The sequence below is a fragment of the Paenibacillus sp. YIM B09110 genome (assembly GCF_037167145.1).
In the GTDB taxonomy this organism is placed as follows: domain Bacteria; phylum Bacillota; class Bacilli; order Paenibacillales; family Paenibacillaceae; genus Pristimantibacillus.
This window is the reverse complement of the sequence record NZ_JBANSP010000015.1, coordinates 81,092-107,538: the sequence shown is the minus strand read 5'-3', so window position 1 is coordinate 107,538 and position 26,447 is coordinate 81,092. Positions and strand designations below refer to the sequence as shown.

Annotated in this window: 34 protein-coding genes; 29 read left to right on the top strand and 5 right to left on the bottom strand. The window is 51.5% G+C overall.

Going from position 1 to position 26,447, the window contains the following annotated elements:
* Positions 1–2: 2 nt before the first annotated feature.
* Complete coding sequence (locus V8F51_RS20790; RefSeq protein WP_337102355.1) at positions 3–332, bottom strand: hypothetical protein; 330 nt, start codon at positions 330–332, stop codon at positions 3–5.
* A gap of 111 nt (positions 333–443) precedes the next feature.
* Between V8F51_RS20790 and V8F51_RS20785 the strand changes: the two genes are divergently transcribed.
* Together V8F51_RS20785 and V8F51_RS20780 are read left to right on the top strand one after the other, a co-directional pair.
* Positions 444–830 carry an RNA polymerase subunit sigma gene (locus tag V8F51_RS20785; RefSeq protein WP_337102354.1) on the top strand — a complete coding sequence of 129 codons (387 nt, stop codon included), beginning with the start codon at positions 444–446 and terminating at the stop codon, positions 828–830.
* Complete coding sequence (locus tag V8F51_RS20780; protein WP_337102353.1) at positions 811–1,359, top strand: hypothetical protein; 549 nt, start codon at positions 811–813, stop codon at positions 1,357–1,359. Before V8F51_RS20785 ends, V8F51_RS20780 begins: the two co-directional genes overlap by 20 nt.
* A gap of 2 nt (positions 1,360–1,361) precedes the next feature.
* Here V8F51_RS20780 and V8F51_RS20775 read toward each other — a convergent pair whose 3' ends face one another.
* The 4 genes from V8F51_RS20775 to V8F51_RS20760 all read right to left on the bottom strand — a co-directional run bounded on the left by V8F51_RS20775 (position 1,362) and on the right by V8F51_RS20760 (position 2,976).
* Positions 1,362–1,688 carry a YolD-like family protein gene (locus tag V8F51_RS20775; protein WP_337102352.1) on the bottom strand — a complete coding sequence of 109 codons (327 nt, stop codon included), beginning with the start codon at positions 1,686–1,688 and terminating at the stop codon, positions 1,362–1,364.
* 45 nt (positions 1,689–1,733) lie between these two features.
* Complete coding sequence (locus V8F51_RS20770) at positions 1,734–1,940, bottom strand: hypothetical protein (protein WP_337102351.1); 207 nt, start codon at positions 1,938–1,940, stop codon at positions 1,734–1,736.
* Positions 1,941–2,360: 420 nt separating this feature from the next.
* On the bottom strand, positions 2,361–2,771 hold the full coding sequence (locus tag V8F51_RS20765; protein WP_337102350.1) for a type II toxin-antitoxin system HicB family antitoxin: 411 nt from the start codon (positions 2,769–2,771) through the stop codon (positions 2,361–2,363).
* Between the two features lie 37 nt (positions 2,772–2,808).
* Positions 2,809–2,976: a type II toxin-antitoxin system HicA family toxin gene (locus V8F51_RS20760; RefSeq protein ID WP_337102456.1), complete on the bottom strand. Its 168-nt coding sequence runs from the start codon at positions 2,974–2,976 to the stop codon at positions 2,809–2,811.
* 212 nt (positions 2,977–3,188) lie between these two features.
* Between V8F51_RS20760 and V8F51_RS20755 the strand changes: the two genes are divergently transcribed.
* From V8F51_RS20755 to V8F51_RS20625, 27 genes are all read left to right on the top strand, one after another.
* On the top strand, positions 3,189–3,719 hold the full coding sequence (locus tag V8F51_RS20755; protein WP_337102349.1) for a hypothetical protein: 531 nt from the start codon (positions 3,189–3,191) through the stop codon (positions 3,717–3,719).
* Between the two features lie 397 nt (positions 3,720–4,116).
* Positions 4,117–4,506, top strand: coding sequence for a phBC6A51 family helix-turn-helix protein (locus tag V8F51_RS20750; RefSeq protein ID WP_337102348.1), 390 nt, complete (start codon positions 4,117–4,119; stop codon positions 4,504–4,506).
* Positions 4,507–5,286: 780 nt separating this feature from the next.
* Positions 5,287–5,994: a hypothetical protein gene (locus V8F51_RS20745; protein ID WP_337102347.1), complete on the top strand. Its 708-nt coding sequence runs from the start codon at positions 5,287–5,289 to the stop codon at positions 5,992–5,994.
* A 254-nt stretch (positions 5,995–6,248) separates the two neighbouring features.
* The gene (gene terL, locus V8F51_RS20740) at positions 6,249–7,865 is read left to right on the top strand and encodes a phage terminase large subunit (RefSeq protein WP_337102346.1); all 1,617 of its coding nucleotides are present in this window, start codon (positions 6,249–6,251) and stop codon (positions 7,863–7,865) included.
* Between the two features lie 25 nt (positions 7,866–7,890).
* Positions 7,891–9,459, top strand: a complete 1,569-nt coding sequence (locus V8F51_RS20735) for a portal protein (protein ID WP_337102345.1) — start codon at positions 7,891–7,893, stop codon at positions 9,457–9,459.
* A complete protein-coding gene (locus V8F51_RS20730) occupies positions 9,456–10,688 on the top strand; it encodes a phage minor capsid protein (RefSeq protein WP_337102344.1) in 1,233 nt (410 codons plus the stop codon). The genes V8F51_RS20735 and V8F51_RS20730 overlap by 4 nt, the downstream gene beginning before the upstream one ends.
* Before the next feature lie 304 nt (positions 10,689–10,992).
* Positions 10,993–11,448 carry a hypothetical protein gene (locus V8F51_RS20725; RefSeq protein ID WP_337102343.1) on the top strand — a complete coding sequence of 152 codons (456 nt, stop codon included), beginning with the start codon at positions 10,993–10,995 and terminating at the stop codon, positions 11,446–11,448.
* 12 nt (positions 11,449–11,460) lie between these two features.
* Positions 11,461–12,711 (top strand): LamG domain-containing protein, encoded by a 1,251-nt coding sequence (locus V8F51_RS20720; protein ID WP_337102341.1) that lies wholly within the window; start codon positions 11,461–11,463, stop codon positions 12,709–12,711.
* Entirely contained in the window at positions 12,712–13,035 is a 324-nt protein-coding gene (locus tag V8F51_RS20715) for a hypothetical protein (RefSeq protein ID WP_337102340.1), read from the top strand.
* 81 nt (positions 13,036–13,116) lie between these two features.
* Positions 13,117–13,815 carry a phage scaffolding protein gene (locus V8F51_RS20710; RefSeq protein WP_337102339.1) on the top strand — a complete coding sequence of 233 codons (699 nt, stop codon included), beginning with the start codon at positions 13,117–13,119 and terminating at the stop codon, positions 13,813–13,815.
* A gap of 76 nt (positions 13,816–13,891) precedes the next feature.
* On the top strand, positions 13,892–14,983 hold the full coding sequence (locus V8F51_RS20705) for an SU10 major capsid protein (RefSeq protein ID WP_337102338.1): 1,092 nt from the start codon (positions 13,892–13,894) through the stop codon (positions 14,981–14,983).
* Between the two features lie 63 nt (positions 14,984–15,046).
* Positions 15,047–15,304, top strand: a complete 258-nt coding sequence (locus tag V8F51_RS20700; RefSeq protein WP_337102336.1) for a hypothetical protein — start codon at positions 15,047–15,049, stop codon at positions 15,302–15,304.
* 18 nt (positions 15,305–15,322) lie between these two features.
* Entirely contained in the window at positions 15,323–15,721 is a 399-nt protein-coding gene (locus tag V8F51_RS20695) for a hypothetical protein (RefSeq protein WP_337102335.1), read from the top strand.
* Between the two features lies 1 nt (position 15,722).
* The gene (locus V8F51_RS20690; RefSeq protein ID WP_337102334.1) at positions 15,723–16,040 is read left to right on the top strand and encodes a hypothetical protein; all 318 of its coding nucleotides are present in this window, start codon (positions 15,723–15,725) and stop codon (positions 16,038–16,040) included.
* Positions 16,040–16,525 (top strand): HK97 gp10 family phage protein, encoded by a 486-nt coding sequence (locus tag V8F51_RS20685; protein WP_337102333.1) that lies wholly within the window; start codon positions 16,040–16,042, stop codon positions 16,523–16,525. Before V8F51_RS20690 ends, V8F51_RS20685 begins: the two co-directional genes overlap by 1 nt.
* Positions 16,515–16,946, top strand: a complete 432-nt coding sequence (locus V8F51_RS20680) for a hypothetical protein (protein WP_337102332.1) — start codon at positions 16,515–16,517, stop codon at positions 16,944–16,946. The genes V8F51_RS20685 and V8F51_RS20680 overlap by 11 nt, the downstream gene beginning before the upstream one ends.
* 12 nt (positions 16,947–16,958) lie before the next feature.
* Positions 16,959–18,002 (top strand): phage tail sheath subtilisin-like domain-containing protein, encoded by a 1,044-nt coding sequence (locus V8F51_RS20675; protein WP_337102330.1) that lies wholly within the window; start codon positions 16,959–16,961, stop codon positions 18,000–18,002.
* A 42-nt stretch (positions 18,003–18,044) separates the two neighbouring features.
* The gene (locus tag V8F51_RS20670) at positions 18,045–18,479 is read left to right on the top strand and encodes a phage tail tube protein (protein ID WP_337102328.1); all 435 of its coding nucleotides are present in this window, start codon (positions 18,045–18,047) and stop codon (positions 18,477–18,479) included.
* Positions 18,480–18,553: 74 nt separating this feature from the next.
* A complete protein-coding gene (locus V8F51_RS20665; protein ID WP_337102327.1) occupies positions 18,554–18,940 on the top strand; it encodes a phage tail assembly chaperone in 387 nt (128 codons plus the stop codon).
* A 172-nt stretch (positions 18,941–19,112) separates the two neighbouring features.
* Positions 19,113–20,966 (top strand): phage tail tape measure protein, encoded by a 1,854-nt coding sequence (locus V8F51_RS20660; RefSeq protein ID WP_337102326.1) that lies wholly within the window; start codon positions 19,113–19,115, stop codon positions 20,964–20,966.
* On the top strand, positions 20,966–21,631 hold the full coding sequence (locus tag V8F51_RS20655; protein WP_337102325.1) for a LysM peptidoglycan-binding domain-containing protein: 666 nt from the start codon (positions 20,966–20,968) through the stop codon (positions 21,629–21,631). The genes V8F51_RS20660 and V8F51_RS20655 overlap by 1 nt, the downstream gene beginning before the upstream one ends.
* Entirely contained in the window at positions 21,628–22,674 is a 1,047-nt protein-coding gene (locus V8F51_RS20650; RefSeq protein WP_337102323.1) for an XkdQ/YqbQ family protein, read from the top strand. The genes V8F51_RS20655 and V8F51_RS20650 overlap by 4 nt, the downstream gene beginning before the upstream one ends.
* Positions 22,659–23,003, top strand: coding sequence for a DUF2577 family protein (locus V8F51_RS20645; protein WP_337102321.1), 345 nt, complete (start codon positions 22,659–22,661; stop codon positions 23,001–23,003). The genes V8F51_RS20650 and V8F51_RS20645 overlap by 16 nt, the downstream gene beginning before the upstream one ends.
* Entirely contained in the window at positions 23,004–23,411 is a 408-nt protein-coding gene (locus tag V8F51_RS20640; protein WP_337102319.1) for a DUF2634 domain-containing protein, read from the top strand. It abuts the gene before it with no gap.
* Positions 23,411–24,463: a baseplate J/gp47 family protein gene (locus V8F51_RS20635; RefSeq protein ID WP_337102318.1), complete on the top strand. Its 1,053-nt coding sequence runs from the start codon at positions 23,411–23,413 to the stop codon at positions 24,461–24,463. Before V8F51_RS20640 ends, V8F51_RS20635 begins: the two co-directional genes overlap by 1 nt.
* Positions 24,463–25,029, top strand: a complete 567-nt coding sequence (locus V8F51_RS20630) for a YmfQ family protein (RefSeq protein ID WP_337102316.1) — start codon at positions 24,463–24,465, stop codon at positions 25,027–25,029. The genes V8F51_RS20635 and V8F51_RS20630 overlap by 1 nt, the downstream gene beginning before the upstream one ends.
* Positions 25,030–25,692 carry a hypothetical protein gene (locus V8F51_RS20625; RefSeq protein WP_337102315.1) on the top strand — a complete coding sequence of 221 codons (663 nt, stop codon included), beginning with the start codon at positions 25,030–25,032 and terminating at the stop codon, positions 25,690–25,692.
* Positions 25,693–26,447 lie beyond the last annotated feature (755 nt).

Below are 26,447 nucleotides of genomic sequence, written 5' to 3'. Positions count from 1 at the left end.
CTTTATTCCTCCGCTACGAATACGAGCCAGCCGTCCTGTTCCGCCGCAAACGTATAGCGCTGCGAAGCTGGCTCCATCCGTGCCCGCGCGAAGAAACGCGATGCCGATATGTAGCCGCGCTTATCGATGTTGGCCGCCGTAGGGTCTGCGCTATTGGCCGCGAGTTGTAACGCAATTGCACGCTGGCTGATGTCAAAGCCGAGCTCTACACGGTTACCCTCGTCGAGGCGGTATAGGTCGATCAAGTCCGCGGACAGGCGCAGGCGCTTATGCTTGTCCGTCGCGACGTAAAGGTTGACGAGAGGGGCTCGTTCGATATTAAAACGTTTCAACGTATTTCACTCCGTTCATTTAACGAACTATTAACGCTAATTATACGTGTTAATTAACGCAAATTCAACGTAAAGGGAGCGATTTTTAAAATGGGTGCATGTAACGTTGATTTGACGCAAGACACACGAAAATATACGCAGAAATACGCGCTAAACGACGCGGCCGGCGTAAAGGCGCTGCTACGTGACCGTCACCGTATAGCCGAGCGGCGCTTTAAAGGCGACACGGCGGCATCCGATATATTGATCGATCTGCACAGCGCGATAGAGAGCGCCGGCTTAACGGACAGGCAGGCGGAAGCGGTGGCGTTAGTATACGGGTTGGACGTTACGCAGAAGACGGCGGCGAGCGTTATGGGAATCGCGCAGAAGAACGTTAGCGAGACGCTAGATATTGCGGCGGAAAAGATATGCGCGGTATATACACGCTGGGATTACGAAGAGGTAACGATCGAACTCGAAGGGGCTGACGCAATCAATGACGACACAGACGTATAAAGAAACGTTCGAGGACGCGGTTACCGACCTCATTGCGGAGGGCATTGCGGACAGAGGCGCGCGTATGAAGGCGATTGAGGCGTTGACCGAAGCGTATGTGGATGACGTAGGCGAACGTCCTGGCTCGGCGCAGCTCGAGCGTTTAACGGACTACCTTTTGCGCGAAGAACTGACGGATGTCGATCCGTATAAGATTGCACACGCGGAGTATCCGTTTATGAGCGAATGGCAACTCGATCTCCGTCGCGATCGGGAAACGGGGCTTAAGGCGGTCGAGGAAACGGGCGCGGACGGTCGAGACTACCGCAAGCCAACGAAGCGGCGCCGTACAAATTACGAGAATTGGCGCATTGACCGCGATACACGCAGCTTGAACGCAAATAGGGCCGCGCAGTATAAACGGGATACGGCGGCCGGCGCGTTGGTTACGTATAATGTGCACGAGAATGGCGGCGAGGTCACGGAGTCATTTGCAGCAGCTCAGAGCGTTGCTGAAACGTGGCGTGAGCGGTTGAGTACGGTTTATTAACGCTACTCAACGCCAATAACGTCCTTAACGTTAAACCACTCGCCGTCAACGCGGACTTTTCTACTAATCGTATCGACGCGTTCGACTACGCCAATGACGCGCGTGTCTTCAAATCTATCGAATAGGACGAGCGTGATTTCCGTTTTATTCGTATAGGACTCCGATATTTTACCGTAGATGACTTCGAGTTCATTGCCGTAAAGTATCGGTTTTATTTTTGCCTTATTTTCGTGGCTATTTGCGTTAATTGCGAGTACGTGTTCCGGTAGCATCATACGGCTGCTTTCCCACATACCGTTGCCGGACAGCTTTTTACGTTGCGTTATCATAATCGATCACCTCAACGTAATTATATGCGAACGCACGTTCGTTAGTCAACGCCGTAAATTACGTCCAAGTTCGTAATATTTCTCCGCGAAGAAGGCGGCCGATTCAGCTTCGTCTTTCGAAGTATATGTTACGTTAAGATATTCGTTCAAAACATAAGGCCAGCGTTTGGCGTACGGTGAATTTGGTGACGGAGCAGCTGCATATAAATTGAATTTTCCGTCCAAACCTTCCTTGACTTCGATATTTAACATAGTATTACCTCCCTATTTAGCATAGACAAACGTACAATTTTCACGCAAAAAGTGTTCGTCATTAATCTCGACGGAGTCACCTTCGCTATCTAAGTCGTACCTCGTTATTTTCCCACTGCCAATTAGCTCACCGTTTTGGAACGCGAGGACCGTAACTTGGTCGAGCGCAGCCGTATAAAAATGTAATGGCGCGGTTAGTTGGCGGAAACCCTTATACTTCGTCATTTATCGTCACCTCACGCCAGTAATTCGACGTTTAGCCGTAAATTTCCTCCCGTAAAATGTAAAAAGCCCGCCAAAAATGGCGAGCTAGTGTACAAAACGATGCGGGCCACGCAGACGTTAATGTACCAAGGAGAGGGCGAAAACCGCGCTCCTGTACAACGATAGTATCACAGTTGCCACAGCGGTAACAATCCGTTATTTCTTCCGTTCAGTCACGCCGAGGTGCGTTTTTAATCCGTCCTGCAGCACACGCGAAAAGTTAACGTTATTCTCTACCGCGAGCTCATCGAGCCACTTCGGTATAGTCAACGTTTTCTTAACGGCTTTCTCCGCCATTTCGTCGCGGAAAGGCGGCATCCACGCTTCGATGAGTACGACGGTCTGATTGGCGGCCGTCTGTACGTCGATCGAGCGCGTAGGCTGCGGAATAGCGTCGCCGTCTTGTTCCATACCGTAAATGTGCAGCGCCATACACTCGCGAGCCATACATAAAGCTTCCTCGTCCGTATCGCCGCAGGTTAACGCGCCAGGAAGGTCCGGAAACTCAACGGAGATACCGTCATCCGCGTAGTCGAATACGGCGGGGTATACGTACCGGTCTTTCATATTAATCACTCCTTATATAAATCCCCACAAGAAGGGGCTATTTAAGCCCCGCTTGCTTTAGGATACTGTCGACTGTTCTGATTGTTAGGTCTTTCTTCGGGTGTGGGATGGTAACTCGACCGCGTTTCGTGCTGTGTTTGAACTGCCAGTGCGTGCCTCGTTTATGTACCACGTACCAGCCGTCGTCTTCAACCAATTTTACCATTTCGCTAGAAGATTTTCCTCTTAAGTTCATCGCGCCCTCCTCTCACTTATATAATAACACGTATAAAAGTACGTGTCAAATATTATTTTACGTATTATTACACGTATCGACCGTATATTTTCCTCGTTCTCAAACCTATACGTTATAGACAGCGCTAACAACGCATGTGACGGCATATACTCCGTCCTTTAGCGCTCGAAAAGGAGCGCATTATGACCGTAGAAAACGTAGTTGATCCGCAAACAGGCGAAATTATAGACGTTATCCATACGCAAGGCTTCCGTAATGGTACGGAAGAGACACAACGCGTCCTAATCGACGTTAAGCCGGGCGAACAGGTACGCGCTAGCCGACCGAAGAAATTCGTTAAACACGCGGAATTTACGATGGTGTTTCACGCGAGTAACCGCGAATTGGTACGTGAGAAGCAGATAACCGACGATGAGAAGGCGCTATTGTTCAGCGTGCTAATCTATCTCGACTACGACCAGTACGTTAAGGACGAAGAAAACTTCTACTTTAACGTTAAGCGTGTCGCTGAGTTGATGGCGTGGGACCGTAACCGTACTGCGCGTGTTCTCGAAAGCTTACGAAAAAAGCGCCTCGTCGGTAACACAACAATCGGTCGCGCGAAGTATTACATGCTGAATCCGCGATTTATATACCGCGGGGATACGTCAGGGTTAACGGCGGCTGTCCGTTTGTTCGATCAGGCTGCGGAAGATGACGGGCTAGAGGCGTAGCATACGGATTACCATGCGTTTCCAGTATGCATCTGTAGCGGTGCATTAATGCATCTGTAGCGGTGCATTAGAAACGGTAAGAATGGCGTAGTGGCGCGGTTTTTCGGGTTTTCTTCTTCTTATCCCTAGAAAAACAATAGCGCGGTTAATATCGAGGACTACCAATGCGTCGGGACAGAGACCGTCCCTAGCAACATTCGGACAAGAATCGCGTCCTCATGTACAAATAGTTCTAGACGCGTTGATCTTGACGCGGATAGAGGCAAGGCCGGTTTATGGCCGCGGCAGGCACTTAAGGCTCGCGTTGGATCACTATGATCCTGCGTTGAGCCTTTACGTATATACACGCTTCCTAACGTTAGGATTGCGTAATTAAACCACGAAGGGAGAACGTTATATGGCGTTTAAATCGTTGAATACGGAGCATTACGTAGCGATCCGTTACCTAGCGTTACCGAAATCGGAGCGTCCTACCGTAGAAAAAATAGCGGAAGAGTGCGGAGTTCATCGCGCTACGATATTCGAATGGAAGAAAGATCCGTTGTTCGATACGGAATTGAAGCGTCAGATGGTACGGAACAGTACGGATATGCTGCCGGACCTAATCGAATCGCTACCGAAGATAGCTATACGCGACGGAAACGCAGCTATGGCGAAGTTAGCTCTGCAGATTAACGGGCTGCTTACGGATAAGGTCGAGGTCGAGACGAAGGATAGCGGAGGTACGGACGTTGAGGCGCTGGCAAAGCGTATAGCAGCGTTGCAGAAGCGTAAGGATACGGAGTAGGAGTCGGGTATGTGCGTTATGCGTGCGCTATAATGAAGCGTTACATGCGAGGGACGACGACTGCGTACGACTGTGACTGCGTTTTACCTGCTGACGGCTCCTGGCGCACGCCCTCCGGAAATTTTCAGCGCCGCTTTACCGCGATAAAGTACGCACCAATCACGTAATACCAACGTTGTCAAGCGTTAATTTACGCAGTATACGAATCATACGATCGGGGCGATGTCAAGCGTTATTTTCGATATTCACCGATGAATATTTATGCACGGACATACGCGCAAAATACGGATTTTATACATATGTATATGCGGAAAAAGCCCGCCAAATCAACGTTTACACCTAACACGCAGGGGTAACGATTGTGTATATTTATGCATACGCCGAAAACCCGCGTGGCTACGGCATTCTCAACGGTGTGAGAACGGATTATTTCCCGAGATTTCCCGCCGCAAATGTATAAATATACGAAAATTTACCGCTTTAGTGCGCGACAGTACGCTACCCGAAATTACGAAACGCTCACACTCGTGCTTTAACGTAGTGAAGCTAATTTCCTGCGTCACTTTACCGTGATGAAGCGTTTAATGGCGCTAAAAACTTTAGCGCGGTAACGCGGTGACCCCCAAGGGCGGTCCGTTTTTGCTCGGAATCAGGTGCGGAGAAAATTCGGATATCAAAAATTATCTTTGACTTTCGGAGGTGTGCGATATAGCTAACGTTAAACGTACGAAAGAGGACGTTATAGCGGAATTGCTTCGCCTAGCGTCCGAAGGCCATCCGATGACATCAACGACGGTCCCAACGGAGCTAGTTCGGTCTGCGCAAACGTACTTCGGCAGATGGAAAAACGCTATACGCGAACTAGGCGTTATTCAGAGACGTAAAGAATATGCAGAGACGGCAGCTATACGCTATGGGTACGAAAGCCGACGAATATGGAGCGACGATGCAATTAAAGAGGCGCTAATGTCCGCCAGTCTACGCGATTTGACGTCGATGGAGTTCCGCGAACAGTACGGAAACATGAGCGAATCAATCGATCGCAGATTCGGTGGCGTGCTCAAGGCGTGCGAGTCCTTCGGGGTTCCAAAACTGCGTCGCGACAATACGGACATTTATAAATTCGCTGGGTACGCGTTCGAAGAGTTAGTCGGTGAATTATTTACGGAAATTGGAATGGACATCGCAAAGCAACAACGCTTCGGAGACTGTATTCCGGACTTTGTCAGCGGAAATACGTGGTATGACGCTAAGCTGTCGGAATGGACGGTACACACTAGCGACACGATCAAGAAGTACGAGCCGAAATGTGATCGCTTAGTTATCGTATTTTTGCGTGGCAACATTACGACGGACCGAATGCTAACGGACAAAACTCGAATAGTTAACGTGAGACACTACGTTGATCAACTGCCACGCATATCGCGTGGTTTTTATTTGCGCAAATTCTCGGAAATCGAACAGCGCATTGAGGACGAAGTTGCTTAGCTAGGTTTACTCACGTAATTTCCACACGTTTTAGGCGTTCTAGCCTCCGTAGGGTGTATTCGTACCCTGACGTAGCCGGAGCGCCCGTTTGACGTGCAAAACACGCAGTAAAGGAGGCGGCATCTATCGCGTGGATTAATAACCGCTGGCATAACGCTAAAGAACGCGGCGAAATCATTGCGCAGTTACGCAGCGTCATCGAAACGGTCGATCTAACGGATATTGCCGCCTTCCCTGACGATATACAACGCGAATTGTACGAAACGGCAGCCGAATTGGAGCGCCTGGAACGTATTCACCGCGCCGAAACGGACCTTATGTACTTCGGTTACGAGTATTTCGGCGAATTGTACAACGAGGACAACTCCGGCAACTGGATACCGGTCGCGATCGAAGAGGCGCCGGCCTTCCACGCTGAACTCTGCGACATTATGAACGTTGTCTCAACGCGAGAAATTAACGCGAAGGTAGCCGTGGCAGCGCCGCGTTCACACGCGAAGTCATCGTGGCTATCGAAGGGATTTCCGCTGCACGAGATCGTGTTCCGCAAGAGGCGGTACGTTATCATCATATCGGAGACGCCGCAAGTATCGACGGGGAATATGGAGTGGCTATCGCTGCAGCTCAAGTCTAATGCGAAACTACGCGCCGACTTCGGTCCGCTACTATCCGCGAAACAACAGGAGAATCCGAAGGACAACAGCTCGGAATTCATCGCGTGGGAAGCGCGTCCAGATGGTTCACAGCGTTTACTAGCGCGCGTAGAGGCGGCATCGACCGGCCAGGCGTTACGTGGGCGTAACTGGAACGGGATCAGGCCGGACTTAATCGTGTGCGACGATCTCGAGGGTAAAAAGAATACGAATACGGACCTACTGCGGTCGGAAATGCGCGATTGGTTTACGCAAGTCGTCGTACCGCTAGGTGATCCGGCGGGCAAACGGACGGCGCTCGTATACATGGGAACGATGGTTCATCACGATTCACTGTTGCGTTACGTAATGGAGAAGCGATCGGATTTTCGGGCGAAGCTATTCCGCGCGATCAACGAATGGCCGGAACGTATGGACTTATGGGAAGCGTGCCGGCTCGTATATGTTGACCGCGACAATCCGGATCGAGCTGCGGACGCCGAAGCGCTATATCGGCTTAATCGCACAGACATGGAACGAGGCGCCGACGTGTTATGGCCGGACGTACAGCCGCTATGGAAGTTGTTTACGTGGAAGTGGGATAACGGGTCGAAGGCGTTTAACACGGAGTATATGAATAATCCGGTCGATGAGGAAAACATGGTATTCAATCCGGAGAAGTTTACGTATTGGGACGAAAGGCCACGCGACTTCCTGACCGCTGAGTACGACGTTTATATGGGCGTCGACTTCGCGATGGGGAAAACGCGTGGTGACTATAGCGCCATCGTTACGGTAGCCAAACACCGAGCGAGCGGCGCTGTTTTCGTTATAGATGCGTGGGGTGAGCGCGTACATCCGGACGTGTTCATGCGGATTATTACGGAAAAAGTACTCCGTTATCAGCCGGAGAAGATCGCGGCCGAATCGCAAGCAGCGCAGGAGTTCTTCGTACACAAGCTGAAAGAAGCGCTACGGTCCGCCGGCTATCCCGCGAACAACCGCGTCAAGGAAATTCACCAACGGTCACGTAAAGAGCTGCGGATAGAAGCGATGATTCCGGACATCGAGAACGGTACGATACAGTTTACACGTCGACACGCGTTGCTGCTCGAACAGTTCGAAACGTACGGGACCGGCTCGCACGATGACCTTCCGGATGCGCTCGAAATGGCGGTTAGCGCATCGAAATCGGCGCGTAAGAAGGTAACGAAGAAGCCGGCGATATTCTACCGCTAAAATTATACGAAAGGAGGGCGCATAATTGACGAAGCTATTTACGACCGGCGCGCAGTACCCACCGGCCGCCGACATCGAACGTATCTCGAAGTATCACCGCGGCAAGACAATCTTTAACGGCAAGCAAGCGGAGATTTACGACCGTGCTGCCGAACTCTTGCGCGGAACGCCGCATGAACCACAGCTTAATACGCTGTTTATCGCGGTCAACTTGATCGACGTTCTGCTCACGAAGCCGGCTGATTTGATGGTCGCGGAACCGCCTACGTTTGAGAGCGGTAAGGCCGGCGATAGTGACGAGCAGGCGCGTCTCAACTCGATCGTAGAGGAAAACGATCTCCTGCAGACGATACACGAAACGGTAATAGGCGCAGGCTACCGCGGCGACTCGTTCTTAAAGACGTATTACGGACCGCGAGCAGACGTTAGCGAGACGGAAGAGTTGATGCGGAACTATGACGGGATTACATTACCGCCCGCGCCAGCCGAACCGATTATTGAAGCGGTAGATGCGGCGCTAGTATTTCCGGAACTATCGCGTGGGTCACGTAAGAAATTCGCGGCTATTAATATCGCGTGGATCGAGTGGGTCGAGGAGCCGAACGGTATCATAGAATCCGCGCTTACACGCAGCAAGACGCACGATGTACCGTACCTTAACGTTGAGCGCCACGTACCTGGTTATATCGTGTATGAGCGCTATGAAACGACGGAGAGCGGAGTAGTTACGGAGTACGGATATCCGCTGCTGACGTTTTTAATTGGCAAACGCGTGCCGACTGGTCGCGATTCGGATATTACGCCGACCAAGCTTCCGCAGCTACTCGTTCATCACATCCCGTACAAAACGACCGATGACGATTGGCGCGGTATCAGCGGCGTTGAGAAAGTCGAGTCCGTATTGGCCGCGATTAACGACCGCCTCGTACAGATCGACTATATCCTCTACAAACATTCAGACCCGATTGCCTACGGGCCTGACATCGCAGAGGACGAAGACAGCGCAGGCGTCCGTTGGGGCGGCAAGTATATTCCGGTAACAAAGGATGACGCTTCGCCAGGCTATATGGTTTGGGAAGGCCAGTTGACGTCCGCGTTTAAGGAGCTCGATATCCTACTCGGTATCTTGTATCAAATGTCGGAAACGCCACAATGGCTATTCGGCACAACGCTCTCTACGGATGTCGGCGGAACGGGCACGTCACATACGGACGGCGGCGCAATCAAAGCGCGCTTTATGCCGATATTGACGAAGGTGACGCGAATCCGTAACCACGTTGATTGCGCCGTGAGAGACGCGCTATGGACTGCGATGCAGCTCGAGAATGTCGCCAACGAAGGGGTCGCGGGTTACGAGCCGTACGAAGCGGTCTACCCGAAAATTACGTGGCGTGACGGTATACCGCGCGACGAGAAGGCGGAAGCCGAAGTGTACCAAATCCGGACCGGCGGCCAAGCGACAATCGACGTTAAGTCTTCGATTAAACGACTCGACGGACTAGACGACGCACAAGCTGACGAAATCATGGCGCGCATTGCCGACGATGATACACGCGTTAACGGCACGGTCGATAGCGGAGTTCTTAGCGAATGAGCTACGAGGACGACGTAAAGGATATAACGGGCGCATTCGGCGGAGCGGTAGACGATATTAAACGCGAGCTCGAACAGATGCCGTTAGACCGACGCGGCGCTAACGCAGCTACGAAGAAAATCGGCGGTATCCTCAAGTCGTTAACGGGGAAGGCGAGTAGTTGGGTCGACCGCGTCATTCCGAAGGCGGCGAAGAACGGCGTATCCCGTGCATTGAACGCGCTCGGCCTCGGCAAGAAGAACGAAGAGCCGCCGGTTAACCGCGCCAATAGCGAGCTGATATCGTCTACGTCCGAAGATACTTACGCGGATTTACTCGCGGTTACGCAGAATATCGATCGGCGAACGAAAGCGGCCATACGGCGGGCGGTTGCGGATGCGATGCGTGCGAATATGGCGGCAGGCATCAACGGGCGGCGCACGATAAACGCGGATACAATCGCTAATATACGTAAGGAGCTCGGTGCGGCAGCGGATAACGCGATCGTCGACGCGGCTGGACGGCGCTGGAAAGTCGAGACGTACGTCGATATGGTGACGAGAACTCGCGCAATGAAGACGCAAATTGACGCCACTATTAACGAATCTCTTGCGAGAGGCGTACGCTATGGTGTAATATCGAAGCATGGTGCGAAAGACGCGTGTGGACGTTGGGAAGGACGTATCGTTAAGTTAGTCCGCGATGCTGACGGGCCGTATCCGTTTATCGGCGATTTGCCGCGGCGCGAGATATTTCATCCGAATTGTCGACACGTTATCAGTCCGGTGCGTAATCCTGGTATAGAAGATACCGGCGGACGAACTAACTACAAACCTTCGGACCCTAAACGCGTTGCTGAATACGATCGATTAGATAAGATCGCGACACAGTTACACGAAGAAATAGCGAATAGCGACGATAAAGACGTAGATTCAATCGCTAATCACGTTAACTGGGACCGGAAGGACATTCAACAAGTAAAAGAGCACGTCTTTCGTAAGCGACATACGCGCGAAGACGGTAGGTTTGAGCGGTTTCACCCTGACTATGAAATTACACAAGCCTGGCAGCGATTAACAAAAGGTATTCATTATGATGTTGATTTACTGCTTCTAAATCATGAGCTGTACGAATCTAACTACATGATTAAACATAATGCTCATTACGAGGAAGGTCATAAAGAAGCAAATAAACTCTATGACTGGAATCTTCGAATTGAAGAACTAAAAGCTGCTGCGAGAAGGAGTTGATGAAATGTCTGTGTGTGTGTTGTTATACAAGAAAACGGAAACTGAGGACTATGTTGAGTACGGTTATGGTCCAAACGATGAGTTCCTTGGTCGACTCCGCTTAAACAAAGCAAATGGAGAATATGAAGTATTGGAAGACGTACCCGGCATTTACACCAACGAGTTCTACCTATTCAGAGCGCTCAAAAGGCTCGAAGAGTGTCGGCAAAGTGGAATATTCCCTGTGAAAACTAGTTTTGGTTAAGGCGCTTCCTAAACGGAGGCGCTATTTTTATGCCCAAAAATAACGAAAGGGTGACGCAGAATGAACGAAGGTTTAAAAGTGACCGGACGCATCGCGTGGGAACTCGTACGTGACGGCGTAGTAGTCGAACGCGGCGAACGCGACAACATCATTACAACGGTCGGCAAAAACGCACTAGCTACGTTGCTTAATTCAGCAAGCGCGGGGACATCGCTTGTAACGCACATTGGATTCGGCAGCTCAACGACTGCAGTAGCGGTAGGCGATACCGCACTAGGAACGGAATTATCCGGAGGTGGCTATGCGCGCGTTGCTGTTACGCGATCCAATCCGAGCGGTAACGTGATTCAATACGTTGCTACGCTTACAGGACTAACGGGCGTGACCGTACAGGAAGCCGGCCTCTTTAGCGCGGCAACTAGCGGTACACTATTCGCGCATCAACTAACGGGCGCCGTAGCGTTAACGGCCGCTGCCGATTCGTTGCAGATTACGTGGCAAGTAACGGTGAGCTAGAGGTGATAACGGATGGCGGCTTCCACGATTGTCTTAGACAGTCTCGTTTTTTACTACAACGGCAAACAAGGGGCTACTCCAACTGCGTGGCAGGACTTAGGCCCTAATGGCTACAATTTGGTCGTAGATAACGGCGCCGTACAAGCTGACGGTTATTACTTTAATGGGACTACTCGGGCAACAATTGAGCCAAAATGGATTCCTATTCCGTCCTCGTATACGTTGGAGTTTGCGTTCAAAATGCCGGACTCTACGATTTCGAACTACTTGATATTCGCTTACCGTGATGGCGCAGAACTTCGCGCAATAAGTTTGAACTCCGCCGAAGTGCTACGCGTGTATGACGGCGTCACGCAGAATCTGACGTCCTATACCGTTCCGCTGAACACGATGGTTTTCATAGCGATACGTAGAGTCAACGCAACTACACAGGCGCTCTACGTTAACGGCGTTTTCCACAGCAACTTTACGGTCACACAAGACACTACGGGGTTTTCCGGCGAACTTATACTCGGAACGGACGATGGCGGAGGGAATTTCGTCGGGCACATCGCCTTTCTGCGGCAGTATAGTCGCGCGTTAACGGATACCGAAATAGCGGATAACTATTCGATCGGTACAGCGGTCGGCCTCGTAAGTTCGGGCGTCGCGCACACGAAGTCATTGTCCGACATCATATCGACGTCGGATACGAAAAGTAAACGGTTATCAGTCGCGGTAATTGACGTTGTTAACGCATCAGAGACGGAGTCCGAGCACGCAGCGAAGAAACTAGCGGACACAGTTACCGCTACGGACTCGGTCGCATCAAAACGCAGCAAGGCAATCAACGTAAGTGACTCGGTCGTAATCACGGATACTTTACGTAAGGCGCTAACGCTGAACAAGTCCGACGCGGTCATAACAGCGGAGTCCGAACGCGAAGAAATACAACGGAAACTAGCGGATATCCTCGCGACAAATGACGTGATTAACGTAACGGGCGGTAAGGCCGTATTAATCGCGGACTCACTCACGCTGACCGACACGTTAAGAAAAACGTTGAGCAAGGCAGTCGTGGAAACGGTCGGAGTCGCGGAGAACGTTGGTAGAAACGTTAGCGCACGCTTGTATGACGTAGTACTGACGGCAGAGACGCTTAATGCTGAGCAACCGAATGTACCGGCGATAATCGGAACAATCGCGCTAAAAGGTAACCGCGAGTTGAACGTGTATCTACTCGGATCACGCGTCCTAGACGTTGCATTGCGAGGTGAAGTATAGATGGCGGCAAAGAACCAAAACTTCGAAATGTTCGCAGGTGACACGAAGAGCGTCACTGTTACGGTGGCCGGTGTCGACCTTACGGGCTCTACCGTAAAATGGGCCGCAAAGAAATCGATATACAACGCGGAGCCTGACGTTTACAAAGATACAACGGACGGCATCACGTTAGCTGACGAGGGTAAATTCGTGATCGCGCTAGAGCCCGAAGATACTGCGGCATTGTCCGGAACTTATTATCACGAAGCGGAAGTAACGGACGCAACCGGCAATGTATCGACGGTGCTTTCCGGTAAAATAACGATCAATCTTAGCGGAGTCTAGTCCGAGGACCTACGATACGTCCTTAAACTGACGGAAGTAGTAAACGATAGGCGACGGCCTTTAAACGGTGGAGGTACACGAATGACAAACGTAATTAAACGCGATTATCGCCATAAACTCAATTTGCAAATGTTCGCCGAGCCTGATCCGACGCCTGATCCGGAGCCAACGCCGGAGCCGCCGAAGAAACTCGAGCTGACGCAGGAAGAGTTTGACGCGAAGATTGCGGAACGTCTCGCACGCGAACGTAAGAAGTACGCGGACTACGACGATGTTAAGGCGGAACGCGACCGACTTAAAACGGAAGAGGACGCTCGAAAAGCCGCGGCGATGACGGAACAAGAACGATTGCAGGCGGCCAAGGACGAAGCCGAACGCAAAGCGACGGAAGCATCCGAAGCAGCAACGAAGGCGGCTACCGCAGCGAATCAACGTATTATCCGTACGGAATTCCGATTGCTGGCGAAGGACGCAGGTATTCGTGCCGATGCGCTGGATGACGCATACAAACTCGCCGACTTGGCGTCGGTTAGCGTGAATGACGACGGTGACGTGGCCGGATTGGATGACGCGATTAAAGCGCTAGTCGCGGCGAAACCGTACTTGGCGGAAACAACGAAGCCAACTCCGCGCAATATCGGCGGTCCGAGCGGTGGCGATCCGAAACCGGATAAGACGAAGGAACAATTGCTTGCGGAAGCTGCAGAAAAAATGCAGATTTCACAGAAACTCGAAGACCGTGTAGCCTATGCTCAATTAAAACGCGAGCTTGAAAAGTAAATAAAAGTTTAGTGAAGGCAGCTTTAAGTAGGCTGTCTTTTTTGTTTGTCCAAATTATATTTCAGGGGGAATTACTTTGACTAAAATTTACACTACAGACATGATCGGCAAGAAATATTCTATCGTTGACGAGGTTATTCGACTTAACCCACACCAAACTCCGCTATTGAACTTGATTGGGTTTAGCGAAGCAGTTACTCAAACATCGCACCAATGGTTCGAAGACGAAATTTACGGTGATGAGTCGAAGGTAAATGGAGCCAAGCTCGTATCGGATACGTCGGTTGTCGTAGTTGACGCCGAACCATTCCGTACTGGTCAAGTAGTGAAAATTGGCGACGAGCTTCTGTACGTTTCTGCAGTTAATGCTGGGACTAAAACACTGACTGTTACGCGTGGGTACGCAGGCACTACGGCTGCTGCTATCGCTGACCAAGCGAAAATCGAAGTTCAATTCGTAGAAGGTACGGAAGGCGCTGACGCACGTTCGGCCCGTTTCAAAGCGCGCACGCCACAATCTAACTACACGCAAATCTTCGATGACTCGATTGAGATTTCCGGAACAGCAGAAGCCGTAACGCAATACGGTATTAGCGACCTCTACGAGTACGAGAAACAAAAGAAACAAATCGAGCTCGCGCTGTCTCTCGAAAAAGCGTTGATTAACGGCATCGGTTACCAAAACGGGCAGGTTCGTCAAATGAAAGGTATTCGCGCGTTTATCCAAACTAACGTGACAGATGCCGCTAATGCTGCGGTTGACGGTACAAAATTGAATGATTCCCTTCAAGCGATTTATGAGAAAGGCGGCTTTGCTTCCGGCGGAAACTTTAAGATAATGGTCCCGGCTAAGCAAAAACGTGCTATCTCCGCGCTAGATTCTAACAAGATCACAATTACGCAAGCGGAAAACAGCCGTGGTCAAAAGGTAGATATGTTCGTTTCCGATTTCGGTCAATTCGAAATCGTACTGAACAACAATCTTGATTCGAAAGAATTGATTATCGCGGACATCAACCGTACGGCAATCCGTCCACTAGCAGGTCGTGAATTCTTCCACAAATATATGGGCGAAAAAGGCGATAGCACAACTGGAATCATCGTCGGTGAATATACGCTTGAGTTCCGTCAAGAGAAAGCACATGCACGCATCAAAAACTTGGCGTAATCAGTTTCACAAAATAACGCCCGCTGCTCAACGGTATCGGGCGTTTAAATACGGAGGTTAGAAATGGCAACGTATCAATCTAGATTTCCCGAACTCGGCTTCTACGTAAAGGACGAATTGCGAAAATTTACTGCCGGTAGTTATGTTACGGAGTCTGACGCAGAGATTGCGGTTCTTGACGCGTTGACCGACGCTGCGCGTGTAGAGGAGTCCATTGACGAGGTTGTGCTTGACGAAATCACTGACGAACAACCGGAGGAATCCGCAGATAAGCCGGCTGCACCTAAAGCGCCAGCACCGCGTAAATCCTCCGCCAAATAAACCGGAGGAGGGCGCAATATGGCGGTAAATATCGGAGGCGCAGAAGCGTATATCACGCAGTATTGTATCGTAATCGAGGATTGGACGGACGCGGACGACGCGAATAAACTACGATTGTTGAACGTCGCAGAACGTACGCTAAGCCGTAAATATCCGAAGTATACGATACCTGACGCAGCGACATACGAATTTGCTAACGTACTCGCAACGGCGTTTAACGATACGAACAAACTCGCGCGCCAAGGCGTTAACCAATTCGCGCTGACCGGTACGGCATCGTTCGGATTCAAAGACGGCGTCGTTACGGGGCCCGACGTTGATCCAGCGCAGTTCATTCCGCAGGTAGCGCTCGATCTTATTGGCGCAGAAAATGGCGTCAAACTTTCAAAGCGTGCCGCGAAATGGACGGTGATGTAACGTGGCAATTGTACCGTTAAAGCAGACGATTACCGTTACGAAAGCGGCCGAACTCGACGGATGGGCAAAGCCGACGCCGGGCGAAGAAATTACGTTAAAGGCGCGCGTAACCGAGGAAACGAAAATTGTAACGAACGCAGCCGGCGAAGAGGCGGTGACAAGCCTACGTATTTTGCTCGATAAATTAGCGGATGTATCGTATGACGACGTAATAACGTATACGAACGAATTAGACGTGACAGTCAAGAGAAAGCCGCTATCTATCGCGCCTAAACGTATGCTGTCGGGCCTTGCAATCGTAACGGAGGTGTACGTTTAATGTCGTCTAATCGAATTGACGTAGACATCGGCGGGCGCAGATCGCTCGGCCAACGCGTACTTGGTACGTTCTTCCGCGGTTACAATCGGCGGCTGGAACAAGCGATCGACGAAGGTAGTAAAAACGGAATCTACGACGTGCTTGATGAGTGGAAACGCGAGTCAACCGACTTGGCACCGCTCAAATTCGGCACGCTTCGGCGCGGCATTAAAGCGGAACTTATTTCGCGCGGCAACGAAACGCTGACCGGTCAGATTACGGCAACGGCCGTCGAGTCAAACGGTGGTCGGCGCTTTGATTACGCGGCATATATCCACGATGTATTTCCGCAGAAGCACGGTGACTCGTTCGCCAAACCGTCGACGCCCGGCACGATACCGCGCTTTATCGACGTACCGCTCGAGGAGAACGGAGCGAAGTGGGCAGCCGCCATCGAACGCGAGATACAGAATACGCTGAGACGGAGGGGATTCCGTGGTCGTTAACGAGCTGCAGTCGATAGAGACGTTTATCCGCGGACTCTATCCGTCGACAACGTATAAGCAGACGCCGCCGAAGAAGCCCGTTGCCGATACGTTCGTTATACGCATGCAAACAGACAGCCGCGTGTCGGAAACGTATCTGACTATGCGCGTCGATCGAACGTACCAAGTCATTTATTACGGAGCTCAGCCGGCGGACGTATTAACGCGAATGGACGAATTGAGCCGCGCGATATACCAAACCGAACAAATACCAATCAACGCCTCGACGCGGTTTATCCGTATTGGGGCGTTTTCTTTTTCCGCGCCATTCGAAACGGACAACGGTCTCTACGCGTGCATTGGTGTGTTGGAAACCGCTGTCCGCGAGGGGCGCACGCAAGAAACTTCGCCGCTGATTGGCGAGGTAACCACGAATTTATAAGGAGGCGTCACATTGAGCGGAGGCACATGGAATCCTACGTCTCTACCTGATCGGCCGGGCATTTACATTAACTTTGTCCAGGCGGCAGTAGCGGCAATCACCGGAGGCGAACGCGGCGTTGTTGCGTTGGCACTCGAAACATATAGCGGGACGGCAACCGCGGAGAAATATTACGAAGTAGAAACGGCGGACGTGGCCACTACGCTATTCGGCACTGCTAATATCGGCCCGATTACACTCGCGTTCCAAGGAGGAGCAAGTCGCGTAATTGCGTACACACTGCCGGCAACTCCGGACGCTGCGGATTATACGGCAATGCGTACCGGTTTCGATACGCAGTTCTTCAACGTATTCGTCGCGTTTGACTACGATACGACGCAACATGCCGCACTGAAAACGTGGGTCATCGGTAACCGTACGGACGGCAAGCATTTCACGCTTGTTATCGGAGGCGACGCGACAACTGACGCTGATCCAGCGGCCGGCAATACGCGGACAACATTAAACGACGACGACTATATCGTTAACTTGATTAACGGTGGCATCGTCGGCAGCACGCCGTACTCGTCCAGCGAATACGCACCGTTTATTGCCGGTCTTATCGCGGGCACGGCCATCAACGAGTCGATTACGTATGCGGCTACGAATGCGACCGATGTTACGAAGCGTCTGACAAATGCGCAGACGAATACGGCGCTACAGGCGGGCTCGCTCGTACTTACGAACGATGGACGCCGCGTTAAAGTCGAGCAAGGGATCACGACGTCCGGCGCGAAAATCCGTTCAATCCGCGCACGCCAGGCGATTGCTACGGACATCGCCGAGACCGCGTCCGAATCATACATCGGTAAGCTGCAGAACAACGCTGACGGTCGCGCGACGCTTATCGCGGCGGTAACGAAATACCTCGAAACGCTCGCGCAAAACAGCGTTCTCGAAGCGCCAATTGTAACGCTCGATCCGAATTATCCGCCAAGCGGCGATAAAGTGTTTCTCGCGGTATCGTACGTTGAGACCGACAGTATGGAACGCATTTTCTTCACGATTAACGTATAAGGAGCGCTTATCGCGCACGGAAAGGAAGCTGAATAAATGACGATGGACCCGAACAAAATTATGAGCGGCCGATTCGGTAAGCTATTCGATGCCGACGGCAACTGGCTCACGAATGTAACCGCGGTTAATGCTTCGATCGACTTCGAAAAGGAAGACGTTCTCATCCCAGGCACGCGCTGGATCGGTAAGAAAGTAACAGGCATTTCCGGCAGTGGCGACTTTACGGGGTATCTCGTAACGTCTGAGTTGATCGAAAAAATCGGACAAGGCGCAGAAGACGGTAAGTCCGCGCTAGTTACGGAATTGATATATTCGATTTCCGATCCGGACAATGGCGGCACCTATCGCGTACGTCTCAAAGGCGTAACGTTCGATTCAATTCCGCTAATCAATTCGGAAGTGGGATCGATAGCGGAGTTGGAGTTTCCATTCACCTTCACCGGCTATCAAATCATGGATAAACTGCGCAACAACTAACGACCTACGGAGTGGCTTCGGCTGCTCCGTTTTTTATTTCGAAAATAAACGCGAATAAGGGAGCGGTTAACGATATGAGTACGAAATCTAACGCATTGCAGGCGCTATTAAGCGCAAATAAGAACGTGACAAAGGACGTTCCGGTTAAGCGATTGGGCGTCAACTTTACGGTTAAGGCGATCGACAGCGAGGCAATCGAACGCGCTACGGCTGAATGTACGTTTGGCAACGGTAAAGCCGGCAAGCAAGTTCACGAACACAAACTCGGCGCGGCATTGATTGCGAAGGCGTGCGTTGAGCCTAACTTTGCTGACCGTACGCTTATCGATCATTACGAAGCAGAAGATGCGATTGACTGCGTAAGGAAGGCGCTACTAGCCGGTGAGATTGCGAAGATTAACGCGGTCATTATGGAGATCAGCGGATTCGGCGAGGACGACGTAGACTTCCCAAACTCCTAAAAACGGACGACGAGGCGTATTTGCTGCACGTTATTTTTCAACGTCATCACATACCGCCACACGTCGTCTACGGATGGGACGCGAAACATAAACGGTTTGCCTACGAATCGATGGCGCACCAACTCGCGCAGGAAGAGAAGGAACGTAAGGCAGCGGAAAGGAGAGCGAAATAATGGCGTTTGATTTAGTCGCGCATCTTAAGTTAATCGATAACATGTCGCGTCCACTACGGAATGCAACGTCGAGTCTAGTCGGTTTTGGCGCAAAAATGACCGGCGTCGGCGCGGCAATGGCGGCGCTAACTGCGGGTATGACCGGAGTTGCAGTCGCTACAAGTTCGATAAAAAAAGCGATGAGCTTCGAATCACAAATGTCGACTATCGCAGCACTAACGGGCGCTACCGCTGACGAAATGGCGAAGATGCAGACGCTCGCACTTAAGATGGGCGCATCTACGAAATATAACGCGTTAGAAGCTGCGCAAGGTATCGAAGAACTCTTAAAGGCGGGATTAACGCCGGCGGCCGTACAAGCTGGCGGATTAGAAGCGGCGCTTAACCTTGCTACGGCAGGCGGGCTCGAACTCGCAGCAGCCGCGGAGATCATGTCGACAGCACTGAACGCGTATAAGAAAGACGGTATTAGCGCGGCACAAGCATCGAACATACTCGCTGGAACAGCGAACGCGTCCGCTACTGGCGTCGAGGACTTACGGTACGCGCTCGCTTCGGTGTCTGCCGTAGCAGCAGGCGTTGGCGTGACGTTTGAAGATACGAACATCGCGCTCGGCTTATTCGCGAATAACGGAATTAAAGGGTCAGACGCAGGTACATCGCTGAAAACGATGCTATCGAATCTGCAGCCGACTACGAAGGATCAGATTAAGCTATTCCGCAAACTTGGCCTCATGACGGCAGACGGTTCGAACGCGTTTTACGATGCGGCCGGAAATATCAAATCAATGGAAGACATCGCAGGTACGTTGCAGAAGTCTCTTAAACACTTAACGAATGAACAGCGGTCTTTTACGTTGGAAATGATTTTCGGTTCTGACGCAGTACGCGCGGGGAACATCATGTATCTCGAAGGCGCGGAAGGTGTTAAAGAGTTCCGTAAGGAAATGTCGAAGGTGACCGCACTAGACGTTGCGAAGAAGAAGATGGATAACGCAGCCGGAGCGGTTGAGCAGTTTAAAGGCGCGATCGAAACTCTGCAGATATCCGCGTTACTTCCGACGATGCCAATTATTAAGGATTTCGCTACAGCCGCTGCGAATATGGTTGAGAAATACTCGCCGCAAATCGAAGCTACTATGAAGAAAAGTATGGATAAACTCCGCACATTTATAAACACGAACTACCTTGAGAATGATGAATTTATGGCACTGAACTTTGCGGACAAAGTAAAAGTTGTTGCTGCCGATATTAAATCAGTGTTCGATAGTTGGTGGTCAAGTGGCGGGGAAAAAACCTTTATTGCCATTTCTGATAACATCACAAGCACCTTACTCGCCTCACTTGAAAACTCCGTTCCAACAATAACGAACATTGGGCTCGATCTCGGTCGGGGGCTGATGTCCGGCGTAATAGATGGAATGCGAGAGAGTAAATCGCTAGGGTGGATTTTCGACGTTCAAGAAATAATGTCCGGCAAAGGAACGAAAGAGTTTTGGAGTTCAATAGGGATAGACATCGGTAAAAAGGACGACCCTAACGCGCCACAAGAGAGGCCTACGACGTTTGCAGGAGCTCCGAACGGTGGTTATGTGGACTTTAATAGGTTACCGAAAAAGTCCGGAGGCATTTCCCGCGTACCTAAAACGATGCCGGCGATGCTCCACCGTGATGAAACGGTACTCCCGCGTGGCGAAGCTCGCCAATACCGCAATTCCGGTGGTGCAAGCGGGGGCGTCAACGTATCGGGCAATACGTTCATTGTGCGCGAGGAATCGGACATTAACCGCATCGCCGACGAACTTTACCGCCTCATTAACGGAGCAGACAATGCCATGGGAGGCGCGTATTAATGGCGAATCCGATCGAGTTTCACCTTTCATATAATAATGGAGCTGAACGTTTGCAGCTTCCGGTGAGCCCGCCGAATATACGCATCGCTAACACGCACGGCTATACGGACCTTAATGCGGCTCAACTCGGCGAGTATACCGTAATCGGAAAACGTCAACTATCGGAGTTTTCGTTTTCGTCGTTTTTCCCGCGCGATTACGATCCGTCCTATTGCGCGTACACTCCGCTGCCGGCTCCGTGGGACTGCGTTAAAACAATCGAACGCTGGCAACGGTCAGGCAATCCGATACGACTGACGGTGACCGGCACGCCGATTAACGTTGCGGTAACGATTCGCACGTTTAATTACGAACCGGAGCGCGGCGGTAGTCCTGGCGATATCTATTACGAGATCGACCTAAAGGAGTACGTATTTGTTAGTTATCGGACGTTGACGTATAAAACCGATAAGACCGCGATATCCTCCGTTACGGATTCACGCCCGGACACATCAGCGAAGAGCACGAACTATACCGTAGTTTCCGGCGATTCGCTATGGAAGATTGCGGCGCGTCAATACGGAGACGGCGATAAGTGGCGGACGATTTATAACGCGAATAAGGCGGTTATCGGCGCTAATCCGAATCTTATACGGCCCGGTCAACGGTTGGTGATTCCGCGATGAATATACGCGTTTTGTATAACGGTGAATATTACGTTGAGGAAATTGTCCAAAGCGTAGAATGGTCCGGAGATATCACGCAGGCTTATCGTACGTTAACCGTATCCTTAACGAATACGAACGATGGACGTACGCGCTTACTCAATTTTGAAGTAGGCCGAGAGCTGCGCTTCTATTCCGAGGGCGCCGAGTTATTCCGCGGCATCATCTTCCGCAGGGAGATCGCGCAAGACGGAAGCATGACGCTATCGGCCTACGATGAGAACGTGTATCTGACGAAAAATACGGACACGCGAAAGTTTACGAATATGACCGCGTCGCAGATTATACGTAAGCTATGTACGGAATTTGACGTAGCTGTCGGCGAGATTACCGATACGAAGCACGTCATTCCGAAGCTTATTCTGCGTGACATGACGTTGTGGAATATGTTCGTGACCGCGTTGACCGAAACGAAGAAGAAGACGGGTCGCCGCTATTTTATTGACGCGAAGGAAGGCCGCTTATACTTAACAGAACGTAAGGCGCGTAAAGCAACGTATCTACTCGAGAGCAAGACGAACGTCCATACGGCGTCTTATTCGCAGTCAATCGAGGAGTTACGTAATCAGGTCCGCGTTATCGGCGGTACGGATGACGCGCCTATTATTGCGGCAGCAAATGACGGCTACTCCGCGCAACGTTACGGACTTATGCAGCACTTAGAGTCCGCGGATTCCGAAGCAACGGCGGCAGAGGTTCGGCAGCTCGCGAATCAACTACTTCGTGATCTCAACGTAATCGACGATGAGGCAAGCATAACGGCGCTTGGCTATGACGATACGTACGCTGGCGTTTCCGTTTATGTCTACGATGAGATAACGGGAATTGTCGGCAGCTATTACGTATCCGCGGACACTCATACGTACAGTAACGGTGTGCATACGATGTCACTAACGCTATCGGCTACGGACGATTTACCTACGCTGGAGTACGTGCCGCCGGCCGAACCCGTGGAGAAGAAGAGCGGATCAGAGGAGGATTGGAAGTATTGGCTGAACTGGTAGACGAAGGTAGCCCGGCGTCGAAATTACGCAGCCTTATAAAACGTGTCGGTGCGAATACGGATACGCAGATTGACCTCGGAACAGTAACGGCAGCCGCGCCAAACTTCCAGTTGCTCATCGATGGTATGAAAATCGAACTCGACGCGGACGATTGTATCATCGCGGAGCACCTAACGGAACACACGCGGCCAGTTACGTTATCCGGCGCTGATACGACATTAACGCTAAAGTCCGTGTTGACCGTCGGCGCTCGCGTTATCGTGGCGCAGATAGACAACGGTCAGACTTACGTAATCCTCGACCGCGTCGGATCAAAGGAGGCGTTATAGATGGCGCTTAGTCCATTAGCACCGGAGGCCGGCCGCGTAATAGATGCGGAAGTTATTACCGAGCCTAGCCGTACGTACGATTTGTTTACGACGGGCCTGCGCTCAACGGTAGATGGCGACGATGCACTCCGGCAATTTATACGTAAAGCGCTACTGACCGCGCGCACAACGTATCTCATCTACGATAATCAATACGGCAACGAGATCGATACGCTAATTGGTCAAAACGTTAACAACGCGCTATTCGATGCGGAAATTGTGCGCATGATACGCGAAGCACTCATATATGATGACCGCATAACAAGCGTCGGAAACTTCGTCATTACAAGGAGCGCCGACGCTTGTTTTATTACGTTCGATGTCGGCTCGGTCGGCGGCGGAACAATTAAGGAGGAGGTGACGGTTTAATGTACGAAGCACAAACCAAAGCATCGATTCTGCAGCGGATGCTCGACGCAAGTCCGGCCGATATTGACAAGCGGCAAGGAGCGCCCACCTACGATTTACTTTCGCCGGCATCGATCGAAATAGGGCTCGCGTTCATCGAACTCGACAACGTGCTCAACTTCGGCTTTGTCGATACGACATACGGCGTTTACCTCGATTCGGCCGCGTCAGAGTACGGTGTCACACGCAAGGCGGCTACGAAATCTATCGGAGCGCTAACGTTCAGCGGTGCAAACGGTACGGTTATTCCTATCGGTACGCGCGCATCGACAACCGGCGCGGATACGGTATATTTCGTAACGACGACGGCCGGTACGATTAGCGGCGGATCGATCACGGTTGCGGCCGAAGCTTCCGAAGCCGGCGCGTCCGGCAACGTTGGAATCGGCGCGGCCAATACGGTCGTTGGCGATCTAGTCGGCGTCGTTACTGTTGCGAACGCGTTTAACTTCGTCGGCGGTACGGACGCTGAAACGGATGACGAACTGAGAGCGCGCGTCCTCGAACGGGCACGGCGGCCAGCAACGTCCGGCAACGCGGCACAATACCGCCAATGGGCGCTCGAGGTGGCTGGCGTATCTGACGCGAAGGTGTATCCGATATGGGCAGGCGCGGGCACGGTTAAAGTCGTATTACTAGACGCGGATAAGACGGCGCCGGACAGCGCGGTTGTTACGGCAGCAGCGACGTATATCAGTAGTGTGTGTCCAATTGGCGCGACGGTAACGGTGGCGGCCGCAACGGAAGTCGCGATTAACGTTAGTGTAGACGTTACGCTCGGTTCGGGCGCAACCTTACCGGCAGTCAAAACGGGAATCGAAGCCGGAGTGCGGGAGTATTTGAAGACGCTCGCCTTTACGGACGCGACAGTAAGGTACGCGCGAATCGCTAACGTCATACTAGACGTGCCAGGCGTAGTCGATTACGCGTCGCTCACCGTAAATAGCGGGACGGGCAACGTAGTCATTGCGGACGGATCAGTTGCGGTACTTGGAACGGTGGTGGCAACGTAATGCGCACCGAAACGGAAATTCAGCGCGAAATGAACGATTATCTGCCGCGATACTACGGAGATATTCCGATCGCGACTAACGTAATCGACCGTGAAGCCGCTGAGATTGCAAAACTCAACGCGGATATATACGACGTACTTGCGCAAATGTTTATTGAAACGGCAACGTGGGGGCTTTCCCGTTGGGAGCGTATATTCGGCGTAACCGTAGACGAAGCGAAACCGATTGAACAGCGGCGCGCGGTCATCAAATCGAAGCTCCGCGGAGTAGGTACGGTTACGCCGGCGCTTATTGAGTCGGTTGCGGAGGCATACGCGAATGGCGACGTAACAGTGACGGAGAATAACGCGACTTACACGGTGACGATTACGTTCGTTTCCACGCTCGGAGTTCCCGCGAATCTATCGGATTTGGAAACTGCGATACGCGATGTGTTACCGGCTCACCTTGCGGTTGAATATGTGTTTACTTATATAACGTTTGGTCAGCTCGAGAACTACGGCGTCGCTTACGGCGCGCTGGCGAGTTTGACGTTCGGAGATTTAGAAACGTGGGAGGGACCATAAATGATTACGCTGCCTAGCGGAATAAAGAAAGTAGAGGCGTCCGATAACGCAACAATCGCGAATCTTAACGTAAACGCCGATTTGCTCGACACGAAAATAACGAAGCTCGACGGTATAGCAACCGGTGCAGGCACGGCAAATAGCGCAACCGATACAGTGATTGGTACGCGCACGATTGACGATACGATAACGGCAGCGGCCGGTGCGGATACACCTACGCGCTTGTGGTCGAAGCTGGCAAACGTAATTAAAGGCGTAATGGGAACGGCGAACTGGTATACGCTGCCGTCAATGACGATTGCCGCGATTATTACCGCGCTCGGACTAAAAGCGCCGAGTGCATCGCCGACGTTTACCGGAACTGTTACGCTGCCGAGTACGACCAATATCGGAAACGTATCGTCAACGGAACTCGGCTATCTTGACGGTGTGACAAGCGCCGTTCAGACGCAGCTTGGCGCGAAAGCACCGTTAGCTTCGCCGGCATTGACGGGGACACCGACCGTTCCTACTGCGGTCGTCGGTACGAATACGACGCAAGCTGCGTCAACGGCATTTGCTAACGCGGCAGTGGCGGATAAGATTACGAATAAAGTTACGGTATCTACGACTGCGCCTTCGAGTCCGGCTGTAGGTGATATATGGATCGATATGAGTGTCTAGGAGGCGAAGCGAATGCCTCAAATTAGAGGAAAGAATTCTTCCGCTTGGGCGTTACCAAAAGCAATTAACGTTCGGGAGAGTTCGGGGTGGGTACAGCGTATTGGTAGGGTCTGGACTGGCTCAGCGTGGGTAGCGTTCATTACGTACTTTAGTAACGCGTGGGAAACATGGACCGCTGTTCCTTCCGGAAGAGTAAGAGCTGCTGGGGCTTGGTCTAACCAGTACATTCACGTTGTCGGTGGGGAGGCTGACAGTTCGCCATCAAACCTCCATAGGCGATACAACCCAATAACATTGACATGGGACACGGGCGCAGGCTATTTTACTTATTCATTTTCAATGGGTCGCGGTACTGCTTTTGGAGATGATGTGTATGTAAACGCTGGGAACACTAACGCCTACTTTTCAAAATACAACAACAACACGAATTCTTGGACTGCACTCTCCGGCCTCGCAAGTACAGCCAATATTTTAACTACAATTAATAGCAATACTCTGTTTCGTTTAGATGGAGCGGCGGCACGATTGTACAATATTAGCACAAATACATGGACTTCTGTCGCTACAATGGACATGTCTCGAACTAACTCTTTTGGCGAAACTGTTAATGGCAAAGTGTACATCTCAGGTGGCGCTAATAACTCTGCTGGTACGGGGTGTTTTGACCCTGTTAGTAATTCGTGGAGCTACGGATTAGCAATGACTACAGCGCGATTTCTCGGGTCGTCCGGCTCAATGAACGGTATGTTGATATG

Coding starts and splice junctions, on each gene's coding strand:
- V8F51_RS20710 (WP_337102339.1), top strand. CDS start 13,117: ATGACAAACGTAATTAAACGCGATTATCGCCATAAACTCAATTTGCAA.
- V8F51_RS20720 (WP_337102341.1), top strand. CDS start 11,461: ATGGCGGCTTCCACGATTGTCTTAGACAGTCTCGTTTTTTACTACAAC.
- V8F51_RS20660 (WP_337102326.1), top strand. CDS start 19,113: ATGGCGTTTGATTTAGTCGCGCATCTTAAGTTAATCGATAACATGTCG.
- V8F51_RS20770 (WP_337102351.1), bottom strand. CDS start 1,940: ATGTTAAATATCGAAGTCAAGGAAGGTTTGGACGGAAAATTCAATTTA.
- V8F51_RS20630 (WP_337102316.1), top strand. CDS start 24,463: ATGCGCACCGAAACGGAAATTCAGCGCGAAATGAACGATTATCTGCCG.
- V8F51_RS20625 (WP_337102315.1), top strand. CDS start 25,030: ATGATTACGCTGCCTAGCGGAATAAAGAAAGTAGAGGCGTCCGATAAC.
- V8F51_RS20665 (WP_337102327.1), top strand. CDS start 18,554: ATGAGTACGAAATCTAACGCATTGCAGGCGCTATTAAGCGCAAATAAG.
- V8F51_RS20635 (WP_337102318.1), top strand. CDS start 23,411: ATGTACGAAGCACAAACCAAAGCATCGATTCTGCAGCGGATGCTCGAC.
- V8F51_RS20715 (WP_337102340.1), top strand. CDS start 12,712: ATGGCGGCAAAGAACCAAAACTTCGAAATGTTCGCAGGTGACACGAAG.
- V8F51_RS20670 (WP_337102328.1), top strand. CDS start 18,045: ATGGACCCGAACAAAATTATGAGCGGCCGATTCGGTAAGCTATTCGAT.
- V8F51_RS20765 (WP_337102350.1), bottom strand. CDS start 2,771: ATGAAAGACCGGTACGTATACCCCGCCGTATTCGACTACGCGGATGAC.
- V8F51_RS20755 (WP_337102349.1), top strand. CDS start 3,189: ATGACCGTAGAAAACGTAGTTGATCCGCAAACAGGCGAAATTATAGAC.
- V8F51_RS20725 (WP_337102343.1), top strand. CDS start 10,993: ATGAACGAAGGTTTAAAAGTGACCGGACGCATCGCGTGGGAACTCGTA.
- V8F51_RS20695 (WP_337102335.1), top strand. CDS start 15,323: ATGGCGGTAAATATCGGAGGCGCAGAAGCGTATATCACGCAGTATTGT.
- V8F51_RS20750 (WP_337102348.1), top strand. CDS start 4,117: ATGGCGTTTAAATCGTTGAATACGGAGCATTACGTAGCGATCCGTTAC.
- V8F51_RS20685 (WP_337102333.1), top strand. CDS start 16,040: ATGTCGTCTAATCGAATTGACGTAGACATCGGCGGGCGCAGATCGCTC.
- V8F51_RS20780 (WP_337102353.1), top strand. CDS start 811: ATGACGACACAGACGTATAAAGAAACGTTCGAGGACGCGGTTACCGAC.
- V8F51_RS20730 (WP_337102344.1), top strand. CDS start 9,456: ATGAGCTACGAGGACGACGTAAAGGATATAACGGGCGCATTCGGCGGA.
- V8F51_RS20650 (WP_337102323.1), top strand. CDS start 21,628: ATGAATATACGCGTTTTGTATAACGGTGAATATTACGTTGAGGAAATT.
- V8F51_RS20700 (WP_337102336.1), top strand. CDS start 15,047: ATGGCAACGTATCAATCTAGATTTCCCGAACTCGGCTTCTACGTAAAG.
- V8F51_RS20640 (WP_337102319.1), top strand. CDS start 23,004: ATGGCGCTTAGTCCATTAGCACCGGAGGCCGGCCGCGTAATAGATGCG.
- V8F51_RS20745 (WP_337102347.1), top strand. CDS start 5,287: ATGACATCAACGACGGTCCCAACGGAGCTAGTTCGGTCTGCGCAAACG.
- V8F51_RS20655 (WP_337102325.1), top strand. CDS start 20,966: ATGGCGAATCCGATCGAGTTTCACCTTTCATATAATAATGGAGCTGAA.
- V8F51_RS20775 (WP_337102352.1), bottom strand. CDS start 1,688: ATGATAACGCAACGTAAAAAGCTGTCCGGCAACGGTATGTGGGAAAGC.
- V8F51_RS20760 (WP_337102456.1), bottom strand. CDS start 2,976: ATGGTAAAATTGGTTGAAGACGACGGCTGGTACGTGGTACATAAACGA.